This window comes from Fastidiosipila sanguinis, assembly GCF_002998295.1.
Classification (GTDB): Bacteria; Bacillota; Clostridia; order Saccharofermentanales; family Fastidiosipilaceae; genus Fastidiosipila; species Fastidiosipila sanguinis.
Window position 1 is genome coordinate 848,338 of the sequence record NZ_CP027226.1, and the last position, 17,332, is coordinate 865,669.

Annotated in this window: 13 protein-coding genes; 4 read left to right on the plus strand and 9 right to left on the minus strand. The window is 33.7% G+C overall.

The window, feature by feature from the left end:
* Window positions 1–46 precede the first annotated feature (46 nt).
* Both C5Q98_RS03670 and C5Q98_RS03675 read right to left on the minus strand, forming a co-directional pair.
* Window positions 47–1,129, minus strand: coding sequence for a hypothetical protein (locus C5Q98_RS03670; RefSeq protein WP_158695702.1), 1,083 nt, complete (start codon window positions 1,127–1,129; stop codon window positions 47–49).
* Between the two features lie 12 nt (window positions 1,130–1,141).
* Complete coding sequence (locus C5Q98_RS03675) at window positions 1,142–2,350, minus strand: M28 family peptidase (RefSeq protein ID WP_106012362.1); 1,209 nt, start codon at window positions 2,348–2,350, stop codon at window positions 1,142–1,144.
* Window positions 2,351–2,542: 192 nt separating this feature from the next.
* Between C5Q98_RS03675 and C5Q98_RS03680 the strand changes: the two genes are divergently transcribed.
* The 3 genes from C5Q98_RS03680 to C5Q98_RS03690 all read left to right on the plus strand — a co-directional run bounded on the left by C5Q98_RS03680 (window position 2,543) and on the right by C5Q98_RS03690 (window position 7,353).
* The gene (locus C5Q98_RS03680; RefSeq protein ID WP_106012363.1) at window positions 2,543–4,012 is read left to right on the plus strand and encodes a phasin family protein; all 1,470 of its coding nucleotides are present in this window, start codon (window positions 2,543–2,545) and stop codon (window positions 4,010–4,012) included.
* A 145-nt stretch (window positions 4,013–4,157) separates the two neighbouring features.
* Entirely contained in the window at window positions 4,158–5,627 is a 1,470-nt protein-coding gene (gene gltX / locus C5Q98_RS03685) for a glutamate--tRNA ligase (RefSeq protein WP_106012364.1), read from the plus strand.
* Window positions 5,628–5,646: 19 nt separating this feature from the next.
* Window positions 5,647–7,353 carry a glutamine--tRNA ligase/YqeY domain fusion protein gene (locus C5Q98_RS03690; RefSeq protein ID WP_106012365.1) on the plus strand — a complete coding sequence of 569 codons (1,707 nt, stop codon included), beginning with the start codon at window positions 5,647–5,649 and terminating at the stop codon, window positions 7,351–7,353.
* 109 nt (window positions 7,354–7,462) lie between these two features.
* On the opposite strand, the gene C5Q98_RS03695 is transcribed toward C5Q98_RS03690, so the two are convergent.
* The 6 genes from C5Q98_RS03695 to C5Q98_RS03720 all read right to left on the minus strand — a co-directional run bounded on the left by C5Q98_RS03695 (window position 7,463) and on the right by C5Q98_RS03720 (window position 15,220).
* The gene (locus C5Q98_RS03695) at window positions 7,463–9,223 is read right to left on the minus strand and encodes an ABC transporter ATP-binding protein (RefSeq protein WP_106012366.1); all 1,761 of its coding nucleotides are present in this window, start codon (window positions 9,221–9,223) and stop codon (window positions 7,463–7,465) included.
* Window positions 9,216–11,084 (minus strand): ABC transporter ATP-binding protein, encoded by a 1,869-nt coding sequence (locus tag C5Q98_RS03700; RefSeq protein ID WP_106012367.1) that lies wholly within the window; start codon window positions 11,082–11,084, stop codon window positions 9,216–9,218. The genes C5Q98_RS03695 and C5Q98_RS03700 overlap by 8 nt, the downstream gene beginning before the upstream one ends.
* A gap of 173 nt (window positions 11,085–11,257) precedes the next feature.
* Window positions 11,258–12,505: a S1C family serine protease gene (locus tag C5Q98_RS03705; protein WP_106012368.1), complete on the minus strand. Its 1,248-nt coding sequence runs from the start codon at window positions 12,503–12,505 to the stop codon at window positions 11,258–11,260.
* A gap of 109 nt (window positions 12,506–12,614) precedes the next feature.
* The gene (locus C5Q98_RS03710; protein WP_106012369.1) at window positions 12,615–13,037 is read right to left on the minus strand and encodes a hypothetical protein; all 423 of its coding nucleotides are present in this window, start codon (window positions 13,035–13,037) and stop codon (window positions 12,615–12,617) included.
* A gap of 21 nt (window positions 13,038–13,058) precedes the next feature.
* Window positions 13,059–14,465, minus strand: a complete 1,407-nt coding sequence (gene pyk, locus C5Q98_RS03715) for a pyruvate kinase (protein ID WP_106012370.1) — start codon at window positions 14,463–14,465, stop codon at window positions 13,059–13,061.
* Between the two features lie 74 nt (window positions 14,466–14,539).
* On the minus strand, window positions 14,540–15,220 hold the full coding sequence (locus tag C5Q98_RS03720; RefSeq protein ID WP_106012371.1) for a hypothetical protein: 681 nt from the start codon (window positions 15,218–15,220) through the stop codon (window positions 14,540–14,542).
* 138 nt (window positions 15,221–15,358) lie between these two features.
* Between C5Q98_RS03720 and C5Q98_RS03725 the strand changes: the two genes are divergently transcribed.
* Window positions 15,359–16,093 carry a pseudouridine synthase gene (locus C5Q98_RS03725; RefSeq protein WP_106013072.1) on the plus strand — a complete coding sequence of 245 codons (735 nt, stop codon included), beginning with the start codon at window positions 15,359–15,361 and terminating at the stop codon, window positions 16,091–16,093.
* 85 nt (window positions 16,094–16,178) lie between these two features.
* Here the strand turns inward: C5Q98_RS03725 and C5Q98_RS03730 are convergent, their stop codons facing one another.
* Entirely contained in the window at window positions 16,179–17,216 is a 1,038-nt protein-coding gene (locus tag C5Q98_RS03730; RefSeq protein ID WP_106012372.1) for a J domain-containing protein, read from the minus strand.
* Between the last annotated feature and the right edge of the window lie 116 nt (window positions 17,217–17,332).

Sequence of the window (17,332 nt, forward strand, 5' to 3'; positions counted from 1 at the left end):
CAAACTTACTTTTTGAAAATAATTATTATATTTAATGAACAATTTATCAACAAATAAAACTAGCTAAAATAAAGTTTATTTTGTCTAGGCCTTTGCTAGTCAAAACCCAGTTATCACCTATTCTCTGTAATAATCCAATTTCACTTAAATCTTCTAATTTATCCAAATAAAAATCTGACATATTTATTCCTGTATATTTTTGGAAATCTATCTCATTGAAACCTTTTAGATCATTAATAGTAAGGACGAAATAGTCGAATATTAAATCATAACTAGTCATTTCTTCTTCCAGAGAATATAGGTCCTCCTTATCAAAATATAATATGTAGTCATTTTCAATTAACTTATTTTTAAATCTTAAATTACCTATCTTTGAAACTGCCCCTATACCAAGGCCCAAGTAGTCTTTGCCATTCCAATAGGCTAAATTATGCTTACTCTTAAATTTATCTTCGATGTTAAAAGCTAGCAATTCACTTTGTTTAAAATTATTACTTAACAAAAAATCCCTAATGAAATGATATTGTTCACGTTCGTTTTTAATTATTGCTTCCTCAACATCTCTCTCTGCATAAACATCTTCTATATATATGTGTGTTATACCGGCATTTATGATCTCTTGTAAATCTTTCTCTATGCTCTTCAATGTCTGAACATCATTATTATATAAATAGTCAATACTTAAATTATTAAAACCTATTTCTTTTGCTATGTTGCAGAGATAGTGTAAATCATAATCATAGAACAAATTAATTTCATGAAAATTAAAAACAAGCCTATTCACCCCTATATTCTTGAGGCGTAATAGACTTCTATCTGAAACTGCTTCAGCTGTAACTTCTATTGTAAATTCATAGTCCTTTGAAAAATCAATAGAATTCAAAATTTTTTCAATACACAAGGCAATCTCCTCTAAAACGAAATCTTCAGACTGCCCACTTGATATATATAAAGTTTCTAATTCATTAAAAGTAAAACCTGCATTAAGCGATTGCTCAAACTCAAGTTGGAGATTATCTAAGTACATATCTAAGTCTGCTGAAATCAGCGAAGGCACTTTTATAAAAAGATGTTTTATATTCTTACTTGCTTGCGACAGATACTGTGCATACTTTTCAATAAAATCCATAAAATTACAAAACTAATAATTTTTGCTTGAGCCGATAACTCCAGTTTCAATCGATTTCAGTACCATAAATGCAGACGCATTGATTCTATTTTGCAAAAGATCCTCTTCAGAGTAGTTTCCAAGAGTCTCAATATTATCAAAATCTGTACCTCTAACTATATAGTTAGTACTAGAGAAATTTGGATTTCTATTTTCACTAATATCATCCATACTCTCTCCGGAGTAATTGTAAGATTCAAGATATACAACTGGCACTCCTCGTTTATCGAACTCTCTATAATCAGATTCATTTTCGCTCATTTCTCTGAAAACAATCTTCTCTGGAGCTTCACCAAAACCTTCTGGAGCTTCAGTATTAAGCAACATATTATCAATTTGTAGAGATATTTGGTTCTGGTACAGAACAACGCCTGTATAGTATGAAACTGATTCATCATATGCAACTTCAGCAAGTTGATATGCAGGTTGACGCAATTTGTACTTTTGCTTTGGATAAGTAGATGACCAGCCTGAATGTGCATATAGTTTATCACCACCATATAAGCTTCTCAACTCGTAGAATGCATCAATATTCTTAATTTCTTCTGGAGATTTACTCTCTAATAGTTTACGAGAACCTGCATTATTAGAGAATCCTGCCCCAAGAGCTACTAATTCAACATCATAACCCATTGTATATTCTTTAAGTTGTTTGGCTAAAGTTAACAACGCACCAATACCTGAAGCATTATCTGAAATACCATCATTATTATCAGGTGCATTAGGATTGGAATCATAACGAGCTGCTACAATAACTTTTCTTCTAAAAAGCCCATACTCTTCTTTTGCTCTTCTCTCATAAATTGAGAAGTCCAACTCTGAATCTGTATCTTCTTCAGCCACGAAACCCTTGCCCGGAATTTTAACAATTAAATTTCTACTATGTCCGCCTGATTCTAACTCTATACTTTGGTTTTCTACGTTATATCCAAAAGACTCAAATTCTTTTTTTATTAAATCCGCTACTGCAGTTTCTGACTCTGAACCTGCAACTCGTTTAGGATAATTTTCTGCTATGTTAAGAGCTACTTTTTTGCCATAATCATCGTATTTCATAATTTCTGGAACCGTGTTACTTCTACATGCGCTCAGTAACATAGTGCAAACAAGTGCTAATACCATCCATGAACGTAAGCTTCTTATTTTATTTGATTTTTTTACAAGATTAGTTTTTGTATTCATATTTTAATTTCATTCCTGTCTTTACTTCTCTGAATATGTAGTTAAAGAGAATTTTCTTATAATCATTATAATAGATTAATTTAATATATTGCTCAAATTTTTGTTATGTTTTCACCTCTCTTTAGTTAGCATAGTTTACGTTTTTATATTAAAATGAAATACAAGTAAGTTTGGGAGATTGGGGTTAAGAAAATGTTTAAAAACAATAAATTAATACAATTTAATATTTTATTAATTGTTTTTGCATTTTTCTTCAGTTCTATTTTTACCCCTGTTATGGTTTTTGCTGATGAAAACAGCACAACTAATGTAGCTCAAGAAGATTCAGAAAACACCAGTACTAATGTTGAAAGCACTAACAACACTAGCAGCAGTTCATCTGACAGTGGAGGCAATAATTCTCCAGAAATTAATTCCCACAACGCAAATGATAATTGGACTCTAGACTACACTACTGAGTTTGATAACTATTATGTTTTTGACAATCTAAACAGATCTCAACTATACAAAAAGAATGAGCTTATTGAACGTGAAGATCCACTTGCACTCAATATACTAATTTCCCTACTGGCTATTGAAACTCTTGAGATTAACACACCAATTACTATTAGTAATGAGACAGCAATGAAATCAGCTCAAGAAAACCTTTCTAACATCATTCTGAATGCTGGTTCAAAGTATGAGGTTCAATTTTTGGTATATGCAACACTTTTCTATGATTCAAAAGCTGCATTAGAAGCTCTAACTTTGAGTTTAAGTAAATCTGTAGAAAGCTTTCAAACTCTAGTAAATTCTAGGCTTCGCAACCTAAACATGGATAATAGTAAACTTATAATTGAGGACAATGTAAGTAATATAAAACTCTTAACCAACTCCCAAGATATGGGCTCATTAATTACTGCAGCATATACAAATACTCTATTCAAAAAGATATTCACCAGCAGCAATGAAATTTACATTTCACCTCTAGAAGATCAGAATAGACCATTATACTTACGCAACCGTATGGACTTTGTCTGGACTTGGACAAGAAATGAAATAACAGGTGCTTTAAGCGCAAGCAATGGTAATAGTACGAGTTTTGCTTATATTTTCCCTGGAGATAGCTATTCGATCTACATGTTGCAAAACATTAATTACAAAGATGAAAACAATGATATCTCTAGAATTTTCAATAATTCTATTATTGAGGCAAATTCATTGCATAATGAAATATCTTCCAAGTTTATTCGTACTGTTCTTGTACAGAGAGGAGATTATTTCGATACAATAGCACTAAGTAATGGGGTTCAAGTAGAACTTATTTATCTGAGTACTGCTTATTACCTTAAACCAACTTTTATTAGTGAAATTGTTCCTCAGATTAGCCTCAAGATGAAAGATCCAATTAATCTGCCAATCACTGCAGGTGAAAGTCTTGGGAATATAACTATGGTTTTGCCTAATGGAGATTCATTCTCAGCTGAAGTAGGATCTAGCATTGACATCTATAGCCAAAATAATGTTATAGAAAACTTGCTTAGCACTATTAGTGAAAACGAAAATATAGTTAGGCTTATATATGCTTTAGCAATAGTTTTGTTATTAGTAATCCTCATTGAAATAATAATGATACTTTTCAGACGATTCTTATACAACAAGAGTAATAAACTCAAAAAATAACTGAGCAAAGTCAGATTTTATTTTACACATTAGCTTCTTCGTATTAGCTAATGTGATTAAAATTCATAATAATTTATGCTAGAATTGTAGAAGCTATAAGCCCTACGAGGCTTAAACTAGTGATTGATTAGGAAGTGAGTATTTTATGATGAATAATAAAGTTAGAACACGTTTCGCCCCTTCTCCTACAGGATTCATGCATATTGGTAATCTAAGAACTGCTTTATTCGAGTACTTAGTAGCCAAGAGTGCTGGTGGAGATTTTATTTTAAGGATTGAAGACACCGATCAGGAACGCTTTGTTGAAGGTGCTGTTGATAAAATTTATCAAGCTTTAAAAATCACAGGATTACAGCATGATGAAGGTCCAGATATTGGTGGTAATTATGGTCCTTATGTACAAAGTGAACGTAAAGACATCTACAAAGAAGCTATCAAACCTTTACTAGAAAATGGTAAAGCTTACTACTGCTTCTGCTCAGCTGAACGTCTAGAAGAAGTCCAAGCTCAACAGAAAGCTTCAGGCTCTGATTTTATCGGATATGATAGACATTGTAGAAATTTAAGCAATGAAGAAGTTCAAGAAAAATTAGCTTCTGGTGCTTCTTATGTCATTCGTCAAGCCATTCCTACAGAGGGAGAAATTACTTATACTGATGAGGTATATGGTCAACTTACTTTTGAGAATTCCACTTTTGAAGATCAAGTTTTGTTAAAGTCAGATGGCTTCCCTACTTATAATTATGCTAACGTAATTGACGACCACGCAATGAATATTACTCATATTGTACGTGGTAATGAATACTTAAGCTCAACACCAAAATACATTCATCTATATGAAGCTTTTGGGTTTGATGTTCCTAAATTCATTCACCTACCTTTGATTAATGGTAATGATGGAACTAAATTATCCAAACGTCATGGCGCAACCAGTCTAGAAGATTTACTTAAAGAAGGTTATCTTCCTGAAGCTATCGTTAATTACTTAGCGATGTTAGGTTGGTCACCAAAAGGCACACAAGAATTTTTCACATTAGAAGAATTAGAAAAAGCATTTAGTGTTGAGGGCATAGCTAAGTCCCCTGCAACCTACGATGAAGTTAAACTTCAATGGTACAATGAGCATTATGTGCAGAAACTCAGCTTAGATGAATTCATTACAATTTCAAAGGAATTCTTCTTACAAGTTGATCCAGAAATGTCTGAAGAAACAATGAAACTTCTAGCTGAAAACCTTCAAAGTAGAATTAGTAAATTAACAGAGATTCCAGAAAAGATTGCATTCATGTCTGGATTACAAGATTTCGATTTAGAATTACTAGTTCATAAGAAGAGTAAGTCTACATTAGAATCTTCACAACAAGTTCTAAGTGACTTTTTAAACATACTTGAAGATACAGAATGGAATGACGATGCAATCAAAGCTGCAATGGTAGATTATGCCGAAGCTAATGAACTTAAAAATGGTACCGTTATGTTCCCTATTCGTATCGCTGTTACCGGTCAATCTGTTACACCTGGAGGAACGGTTGAGGTTTTGCGCTATCTAGGCAAAGAAGAATCTCTTAAACGTTTACAACATAGTTTAGACAGATTAAACAATGAACTAAAATAATAAATATTACGAGGTATTTATGGCAGAAAACAAAAATAATATTACATTAGCAGATAATGAAGAAAATGTTTTAGAAGGCAATAACTTTATCGAAAAATTCATCGATGAAGATCTAGCTAAAGATGGTCAATTTGAAGGTATGACAGTTCATACACGTTTCCCACCAGAGCCGAATGGTTATCTTCACATAGGTCATGCAAAAGCTGTTTGCTTAAACTTTGGCATTGCAGAAAAATACAATGGTCTATGCAACTTACGTATGGATGACACTAATCCTGTTTCCGAAGATAAAGACTTTGTAGATCAAATTGTTTCTGATATACATTGGCTAGGATTTGATTGGGGTGATAGATTTTACTATGCTTCTGATTACTTCCAAGAAATGTACGAATTTGCAATCGAGTTGATCAAGAAAGATATGGCTTATGTTGATGAGTCTTCAGCTGAAACAATTCGTCAAAATCGAGGTACATTAACAGAACCTGGTATCGAATCAGAATATCGTTATCGCCCTATTGAAGAAAGCTTAGAATTATTCGAACGCATGCGTGCTGGAGAATTTGAAGATGGTGCCATGGTATTAAGAGCCAAGATAGATATGAGCGCAGGAAATATTAACATGCGTGACCCTGTCATCTATAGAATCAGCCATACTCCTCACCATAGAACAGGCACAGAATGGCCTATCTACCCTATGTATGACTTTGCACACCCTATAGAAGATGCTATAGAACATATTACTCACTCACTCTGTACAATGGAATTTGAAGACCATAGACCTTTGTACAACTGGGTACGTGACAATACTTCTGTTCCATCTAAACCTAGACAAATCGAGTTTAGTCGTTTGGGTATTGAATACACTGTTATGAGTAAACGCAAGTTACGTCAACTTGTAGAAGAAGGCTTAGTAGATGGTTGGGATGACCCTAGAATGCCTACAATTGCAGGTTTAAGACGTCGTGGATTCACACCAACTTCTATCCGTAATTTTGCTGAGGGTGTTGGTATCACTAAGAGTCAGAACATGATTGAATATTCTTTCTTAGAATCTAATTTACGTGACGACTTAAACGAAAACGCTGATAGAAGATTTGTTGTACTTGATCCAGTTGAGCTAGAAATCACTAATTATCCTGAAGACAAAACTGAATACTTCTCAGTTGATAATCACCCAGACTTTCCTGAAAGAGGCAGCCGTGATTTACCATACAGTAAGCATCTTTGGATTGAGCGTGATGACTTCATGATTGAACCAGTTAAGAAATATAATCGTCTATATGTAGGCAATAAAGTTAGACTGCGCGAAGCTTATATAGTTGAGTGTACTGGTTTTGATACTGATGAAAATGGTAATGTTACAAAAGTTTACGCAACTTACGACGATGTTACTAAGGGTGGTAAAGCTCGTGAAGGTGAAAAAGTTCGTGGTACAATCCATTGGGTAGAAAAAACAACAGCTCTAGATTTGGAAGCAAGAATTTACAAACCACTCTTCACTGTCCCTAATCCAGATGAAGCCGAAAATTACAAAGACGTAATTAACACTGACTCATTGGAAATACTTCAAGCGAAGTGTGAGCCAAGCTTACTAAATACTCAAGCAGAAGAACACTTCCAATTCATGCGTAAAGGTTACTTCACAAGAGATAATAGGCCAGAAAATCAAAATAAATTGATCTTTAACCAATCAGTAGGTCTAAAAGATACATTTAATCGTAAGTAAGACCTTTAATCGCAAATAATTATAATTTTTGCTAAATCAAATAGGCCTGCATGAGATTTTCATGCAGGCTTTAAATTTGTCTAATTGAGTTCTAAAACTGTTTAACTAGCTAAGCAAATTGGCTATTAAATAGATTGTAATAGAATCCCTCTTTCTCTATAAGTTCATCATGAGTACCTACTTCTACTACATCACCTTGGTTCATAACCAGTATCAGATCGGCATTCTTTATTGTAGAAAGTCGATGGGCAATTATGAAGCTGGTCTTACCCTTCATTAGTTCGGCGAAAGCTTTTTGTACCAAGATTTCTGTTCTGGTATCAATATCTGAAGTTGCTTCGTCAAGAATTAGCATGTCAGGTTTGCTTATAAATACTCTTGCAAGAGTCAATAATTGTTTTTGCCCTGTAGAAAGATTTGCAGATGCACTAGCTAGTTTGGTTTGATAACCTTCTTCTAATTGCATAATGAAATCATGAGCTTGCGCCTTCTTAGCAGCTTCTATTACTTCGGCTTCACTAGCTTTTCCGTCTGATTTTCCATAAGCGATATTGTCAAAAATTGATGATCTCAACAACCATGTTTCTTGCAGGACCATACCATACAAGGATCTCACACTATCTCTTTTTACTTCAGCAATGTCTTGTGAGTCTAGATAAATTGCACCTTTTTGTGGCTCATAGAAGCGCATTAGCAAATTAACCAGAGTAGTCTTGCCCGCACCAGTTGGACCGACAATCGCTACAGTTTGTCCTGACTTAACACTTAAATTCAAGTTTTCTATTAATTTCTGATGCTTTTCATAAGCGAAACTTAAATCAGTGAATTCTATATTTCCACCGTAGAATGTCAACTCTGGTTTGTCTATCTCTGAATCCAAACTCTCAAGGTCTAAGATTTCAAAAATTCTTTCTGATGATGCCAGTCCTGCCTGAATTTCTGTCATAACTTGAGCTATCTGATTAACTGGTTTAGCATATTGCAAAGCATAAGTCAGAAATGCACTAATTGCACCAACACTGATCTCACCTTTTGCAGCCAAAACAATTGCCATAACTCCAACTACAATATATGTAATGTTATTAACCAATCTTGTACCCGGATTAGTCAAGGATGAGACAAATTGAGCTTTTTGACCAACTTCATATAATTGCTCATTTAGCTTATCGTATTCAGCTTGTGTCTTGTCCTCTGCAGCAAAAGCACGTATCACTTTTTGTCCGGTAATCATCTCTTCTGAATATGCTTGGATTTCACCTGTAACTTTGGACTGTTCTAAGAATAGCTTGTTTGAAGCAAAGGCAATACTACTTGTAATAAAAAATGAAATTGGAGTTAATAAGATAACCAGGGATGCTACCAATAAATCCATTCTAAGCATTAGTATTACTGCTCCAATTAGGATAACAACACCAGAAAATATTTCTTGTAAAATATTCTGTATAGAAATAGCCACAGCTTGGACATCATTTGTTAGTCTGCTTATTACATCTCCCTGCTTACTTCTATCATAGAATGAGGTTGGTAGCTCTGTTAAATGGGCAAAAGTTTCGCCCCTTAAACTACTACTTATTCTATTACTTAATTTAGCAACATTTCGACCTAGTATTAACTCTGCTACAAATGAAAAAATATAAATAACGGCAAGTATAGAAATATTTTGTACTTGCTTATAATTACCGACAACGTAAGCATCAAGAATTTTTGCAATTTGCAAAGGAACTAATAGCTGGAAAACACCTACTAGAAGACCTAGAAAAATCGTGAAAGCAAGGAGTAACTTATGGGTTTTACCATATTCCATAAGGCGTAGGAAATTCTTCCAGATAGATCCATTGGAAATATTCTTATTTTTTCTATTTCTACTCATTATTATCACCTGCTTCTACTGGCTTTTCTTGACTTAGATAAATCTCTTTGTATAATTGACTGTTTTCGAGTAGTTCTTCATGGGTACCCTCAGCAACTATTCGTCCTGTATCAAGCAGAATAATTTTATCCATATTCTGCATACTTCTAACTCTTTGTGATATGTAAATCATCGCAGGTTTCCAAGACAAATTACGTATAGCATTATTCAATTTCGCTTCAGTAGCATAATCCAAGGCACTAGCTGAGTCATCAAATATTACAATAGGAGTTTGTAACGCCAAAGCTCTAGCAATTGATAGTCTCTGTCTCTGTCCACCACTAAAGTTTCTACCATTTCTCTCAACTTCAGCATCTAAGCCATTCTGTTTACCTTCAACAAAATCCTTAGCCTGTGCTATCTCTAGAGCATCCCAGAGTCTCTTATCTAAGTTAGCTAATTCATCTTTCTCCGCTTCTGATAAACCTAGACTAATATTCTCTCTGATAGTACCTGTAAAAAGGAGTGGTTTTTGTGGAACATAAGTTATATTTTGAATAATCTCAGCTCTCTCCATATTTCTTATATCTTTACCATTAATATAGATTTGGCCAAAACTAGCTTCATAGAATCTTTGAATTATTCTCGCTAAACTACTCTTTCCAGAACCGGTAGCTCCTATAATACCTAAACTTTCTCCTCTATTTAGTGCAAAGGAAATTTCAGCTAAAACAGGTTTTGCATCTCTTGCATAGGCAAAATCTATAGAGTTTACACACAAGAGATTATCATTTTTTGCACCAGCTACTTCTAATGCATATGTTTTTGCCGACTTAGGATCTGCTGTTCTATATCTTTCGCTATCAATTAGATTAATCTCTTCTTCACTTAACACTTGAATCTCAGGCTCAGTATCAAGTGCCTCTGCTAATCTCTCACATGAACTCATAATTCTAGGAACTTCTACTAGAAGAGTTGTTAGAACTGTGACACCTTGCAAAACTAAGCCCAAGTAATTAATTAGTGCGATCAATTCTCCTGCAGTTAAAGTCTGCATTTGGATTCTATCTCCACCAAGGACCAAGACAAAAATAGTTGCTAGATTAATTATCAAAGCTGAACCTGGTGTAAGCAGTGCCGAAAGTTTACCTATTTTCTCAAGAATAAAGTTTAAAGCTTTATTATTCTTTAGGAAAAAATCCTTCTCATGTTTAGAGCGATTAAATGCCCTAATAATTCTAATACCGCCTAATTGATCTTGGACTAAGCTACCTAACTCATCAGTATCCTCTTGAGCCTGTACTTGCATAGGAATTGTCTTGCTCATTAAAAATATTAAAAGTGCAAAAATAAAAATAATTATAGGAATAAAGATAAGTGCTATAGATGGAGAAATAATAAAGGCAGCTACAGTAGAGCCAATTATCAATAATGGAGCTCGGAATAGTAACCTAATAAATTTAGCTACTGCAAATTGAATGTTTCCAATATCTAAAGTTAATCTATTACTCAAACTAACTGCACCAAATTTATCCAATTGTCTGAAGGAGAAAGTTTGAATCTTTTTATATAGATCTCGTCTTATATGTGTCCCTACACCTTGTGATGCTACAGAAGCCATGTACTGACAAATACAAGAAAATCCGAAACTGGCAATAACAATTAACAATAACCCCAGACCTGACAATAAGAAAAACTTACTATCACCCTGATGTTTAGGTATTGAATCAATCATTTTAGCCATAATTAGAGGTATTAATAACTCTATGACTGCTTCTATCATTTTGGCCGCTGGACCAACTATAGCTTGTAATTTGAACGGTTTAATATAACCAGCAATTCTCAAGAATGCTGAACTGCTTTTTTTACTCTCTTTTTCCATACTCACCTAACTCTATTAAAATCAATACAAGTATAACCAATTTAATAAAAAATATACAAACATGTATTACATCTAAATATCACAAAAACCCGTTAAAATTAAACAAAAATAGACCCTCTGTTATATAAACAGAGAGTCTGTTTGAGTTTATTATTTACAATACTAAAAAAGGTTTAGTCATGTTTGGCTTCGGCAAGTGTAACTTTACTATTATGAGTCTCACCATTTCTATAGAACTCTATATCTACTTCATCGCCAGCTTTATATCTATTTTTAATAATATTAAGTTGAGCAACGCTAGTTACTTTCTCACCTGCAAGACCTGTAATAATATCTCCTACTTTTAGACCAGACTCTAATACTGGACTATTTTCAGCTATATCTCTTATCCATACACCTGGTACTAAAATTTCTGGATAGGCTTGAGCCATACTTTCTGAAACATCAGAGCCATATATTCCTAATGATGGCATACCTTCTAGATAACCTTTATTAATTAAAGAATTAACAATAGGAGCTACAGTGTTGATTGGAATTGCAAAACCTAAACCTTCTACAGGTGCTGAATTACTGTTTTCTCTCGCTCTAGCTTTAGCAACGTTTATACCAATTAACTCACCATAAGAGTTAAATAAACCACCACCTGAATTTCCTGAGTTAATAGCTGCATCAGTCTGTATCAAGTTACTTAACTCTACAGATCCTTCAAGTACTAGTCTACGGCCCAATGATGAAATAATTCCAGTTGTAACTGTTCCATTAAAGTCACCCAATGGGTTACCTACTGCAACTGCCAGCTCTCCGACCATTAAATCATCTGAATTTCCAATCTCAACAAAAGGTAAATTTTTCTCTTCTATTTTAATAACTGCAATATCTTTAGATGGTGCTGTACCTACAAGTTTAGCTCTATAAGTCTCACCAGTTGCTAAAACAACATCAATTTGTTTTGCGTTAGCAATAACGTGATTATTTGTAACTATATAACCATCTTCTGAAATTAATACGCCTGAACCTGCACTCTGAAAATCAAAAACGCCTAAAGGTGTTTCTCTAACGCCAGTAGTAGTTATAGCGACTACTGCGGCTTTAGTTTTTTCTGCAATCTCTACTGTTGATAGTGGCTCATGGCCTAATGAGTTTTTACCTTTTCGTTTTGAAGCTGCTTCTATATCGAAGTGTCTGTCAGTTGGTTTGCTATTATCTTCTTTCTCACTATCAGTTGTTGAGTTTGTATCTTGACTTGTCTCGCTCTCATCTTCCCTTTGCTCATTTACTCGAGTAGCTGTTGTTTCATTTTTATTTCCACCGATAGTTTTTAGAACTTCACCAGAATTACAACTACTTATTAATAAACTAATTGCTAGTAAAGAAGCAAATACTTTCGCAAATCTTTTTTGCTTTTTTTCTTGTCTCCTCATTCATTTTCCTCCTGAATTAATACGATAAAACTAGAAATAGTTTACTAAAGAAAAATGAATAAGGTATAAATCACTTAGACAATAATTATAACTTTTTTTGAATAAATTATTAAAAGCCGAACTTAGCTCTAATTTGTTTTAATTCAGCTATTTTGCTTTTAATTTGGAAATATTTGAGAGCTGTTACTATCATCACCACGAGTGGGATAAGCAGGAGAAAATAGCCTATAACACTACTTCTCTTAAAATACAAAAATATTCCTATTAGCATAGATAAGACAAGGGAAAAAATAATAAGTTTAAGAATATAAACTTTTAGCTCTTCTAGAGAGTTAATTTCTTTATCTAAAATAATCTCGAAAAAATCATTCTTTATATCTTTTTTACAGTTCCTGCAAATGATTTGATTTTGTTTTGGAAGTTCTTTTCCATAAGAAAAAGATGTCACCTGCCCGCATTGCGGACAAGTAACATCTATTTTACTTTTATATTCTTCGGTTAAAATTGATTTTAACTTACGAAATTTAAACATCTTTCGCCTCTAAAGTTCAAATTAACCTTCGTATTCTGTAACTTTCATTGAAGTTAGACCTTTACATTCACAACCGTCTAATTCGATTACCAAGTGTCCAGCTTCTAGCAAGCCTTTTTCAGCTGCTGCAGCTTTAACTTTTTCGATTTGGTTGTCGCCTTCTTCAATAATTACAGGTACTACACCCCAGTGTAAGTTTGCTTGACGTGCTGCACGTGCATTTGTGAAACCGATAACGATTGGAGCTTCTGGACGGAATTTAGAAATTTGACCAACTTCTTCAACATCATTTGTTACTGCAACAATGATGTCTGCTTCTAAGTTGAATGATGCCATTACAGCAGCTTGTGCTACTGATGTAGCGACTGTTGCTGGTTCGAAATCTCTTAATTCTGTTTCGAAGTTTAGCTCGTAGTCTAGATCAGCTTCAGTCTCTTCATCGATTAAGCTCATCATCTTAACTGATTCGATTGGGTAGTCACCATTTGCTGACTCACCAGATAACATTGTTGCACCTGTACCATCATATACTGCGTTAGCAACGTCTGAAACTTCAGCTCTTGTTGGACGTGGGTTATCTTGCATTGAGTCTAACATTTGAGTAGCTGTAATAGCGAATTTACCTTCTTCTAAACAACGTTGTAAGATGTATTTTTGGTATGCAGGAACTTTTTGTGGTGGAATTTCAACACCTAAGTCACCTCTAGCAACCATGATACCGTCTGATGCTTCTAGAATTTCTTCGAAGTTATCAATACCTTCTTGGTTCTCAATCTTAGAAATAATCTTGATATCATTATCACCGTGCTCAGCAAAGAATGCTCTAATTTCATCAACGTCTGATGCTTTACGTACGAATGAAGCAGCTACGAAGTCATAACCTTTTTCTACACCAAATTGCAAGTCAGCTTTATCTTTGTCTGTCATTGCAGGTAATTGTGTATTGATGTTTGGTAAGTTCATACCTTTGTATGTTGAAACAGGACCTTCGTTTCTAACGACTGTCTTAACATCTTTTCCTTCGATTGCAACTACGTCTAATTCGATTAGACCATCATCGATCATGATAATGTCGCCTGGCTTAACATCTTCGTGTAAAGTCTTATAGGTACATGAGAATTGTGTTGCGTCACCTTCGATATCTTCGTGGCGAATAACTACTTCTGAACCTTTTTCTAACAATACTTTTTTATCTTTGAATTTACCAGTTCTGATTTCAGGACCTTTTGTGTCTAATAGAGTTGCAACAATCTTGTTTTCCTCTTCTGAAATCTTCTTGATGTTCTTAAATCTACCACCATGTTCTTCGAAGTCACCGTGTGAGAAGTTAAATCTTGCTACGTTCATACCATTTAAAATTAGTTGACGTAATTTATCTTCAGCTTCACATGCTGGTCCTAAAGTACATACTATTTTTGTCTTGCGCATATAATACTCCTTTTCTTTATCTTTACTTTATTTTACTAAAGATGAGCCTAAAGCACATCTAAATTACACATCTTCTATTGTATATCTTTTTTAGCCTCTTGTGTAATTTTCTTTTTATTTAGAAGCTTATCTTGAGAAGAATTTACGATATATTTATCATTTACTTTTTCCAAGACATACAAAAATGCCATATCCCACATGTATTGACACAAATTAAACGCCTTCAACAACAAAATAGGATAGAAAACTAATATTGCTAATATCAATAAACCAATCAATAAACTAATAATTCCAATAATGAATCCACCGATAAATAATCCACTAACCTGAAACCTTGCAGTAGTTTCTGTCAAGAAATCTCCAACAGTTGTATTACCCCAATTCAAAATTGAATTTATTGTGACTGATTCTGGAAGTATCAACAAATTAGCAACACTGCTTATTATAACAATAAATAATGACAAATATTTAAACGCTAGCGCAGATAAAGCTACAAGCCTTCCAACAAAAGGTAGTTTAAAATATACCTTACAAATAATTGGAGTAAGCAAAAATAGGACAATTAAAAATACTCGCATAATCCCATTATAATTTGTTAAAGTTGCTGTACCTGTTAAATTAAGTTGAGCAACAGTCCCTGCTAAAGCTAAAAACATAAGAAAACTATAAAAAACCCAAGTCCCCTTATGCTTTCTAGTTTCATAATCTGTATCGCTCCACCATGAGTGCAATAACATTCCCTCTAAATAGTCCATTTAGTATTCCTCAAATTCTTTTAAATAATTTTAAATAATTTATATATAACATTTTTAACTTGCGTAATTAATACTATTTTACCAGTAAATGCTAATTTTTAATAGTTATTAGATTTTTAATTCTGTTAAAATACCAGTATGAGACTAGATAGAATTTTGGCCAATAGTGGCTTGGGTACAAGAAAAGAAGTTAAAGAATTCATACGAAAAGGCAGAATCAGTTTGCATGGGGAAATTTTACGCAGTGGTAAAATTCAAATTTCTGATGCTGACAAAAATGACTTGCTATTTGACAATGAAGCAATCAACGTCAGTAAACATCTATACTATATTATGAACAAACCGACAGGTTTTATTACTTCTATGGATATTGAAGATCCTAATGCTTTGGTTCAAATTTTACCTGATATATTCTCGCATAAGAAAATAATGCCGGTTGGTAGATTAGACAAAGACACAAGTGGATTGCTAATTTTCACGAACAATGGTGAGCTCATGCATCGTCTCCTCTCACCTAAATATAAAATACCTAGAGTTTATTATTTAGAAGTTGACATATTAGATCATGTTTTCAATGAAGATGATATAGAGGAAGTCAAGCAAGGCGTCTGGCTAAACGAAGAGGAACAAGCTTTGCCTGCAGAGTTAGAGATAATCTCTGACACCTCTGCCTACCTCACACTCTATGAGGGTAAGTTCCATGAGGTCAAGCGTATCATGCATGCCTTGGGTAAAGAAGTTACAGTACTACATAGAGTAAGTTATGGTTCAATTGAGCTTCAAGATGAAGCTGATTCAGAAATTCGAGAATTAAATAAAAGTGAATGTCTTGAGCTACTTGAATCCGTTCGAATGAAATCCGATAAACTATAATAAACAAACCGTGTAGCATCTTTTTAGCTGACACGGTTTTATTTTTTCTTAATCTATTTTTACAATATTGCAATCTTCCTACTATCTATTCTTCCTCAAAGACTTTATCATATTCTGCATCTTTTTCTCTGTCTTTAGCTCTGTAATACTCAGTTTCAGGATCAGGATTTTTAGATTTGTTATTCAGCTTAATCATTTCTGGGTTATACCAATCTGTAATGCTAGTGAGAAGATTATAAACTGTTGCTTTTGCCATTTGATCTTGCTTGGTATTGAATGCCACAGCTACATATTGATCCTCGCCAATAATATCAATACCATTTAGAGCTTGGTTTTTGCTTAAATTAAAAGCATACACATGAGACTTATTCTCCCAATCATCTGGTAAGTTTTCTTGTTTTACCCTTCCAATAGATGTACTAAAATAATCCTGCAATAATTCAGGATGATTTGTTTCAATCTGGTTATAAACATCATCCAAAGGCATCAAAGCACCTTTTTCTAAGAAAAACTCATATTGTTCTTTGTCTAAAATCAAGACATCATAATGCTCTGCACCAGATAAAAGGAGTGTTCTTACAGAATAAGACGCATTAACAATCCTAGCTTCAGCATCCTTGTTATCTGAGATAAAATTAAAACTAGTCCTTAAATTATTTATTTCCTTATTTTGCTCATTAATTATAGTTTCTATCTTTAAAACTTTATCTACTTTTAAGGAATCTGCATTCTCTATAAATTCTCCAAAAACCCCAAGAACCATATCGTATTCAGGAGTATTTTTCACTGAGAAAATCATTCCGAATATAAATACGAAAGCAATTACTCCTGCTAATAAATAATACTTACCATAGTGCCAAATATTAGCCCATTCACCGGTCTTCTTACCACCTATTTCTCTACCTTGGAAGCTATATTCTTCGAACCCTCGCAAAACGTCATATGCTTCATTAATCTGCCTATTGAACTCGGCTGATTCAGCAGTTACTTGCCCTCTCATAGCCATATTTTTGCGAGTATAGGCAGATTCAATTTCATAATCATTGGCATTAATATCAACGCCAAGAACTCTTGCCGCTTCTGCTTTACTCATTCGAGGTCGTTTATTTTCGTTGTTATCCATAAGGATTCTCCTTAAATTGAGTGTTAGGGGTAATACTAATTACCCTGATAATTAGATAAAGAAATTATAGCATATATAAATTCTGTCCTTTTGCCCGCTAATTTTGCCCGCTAATA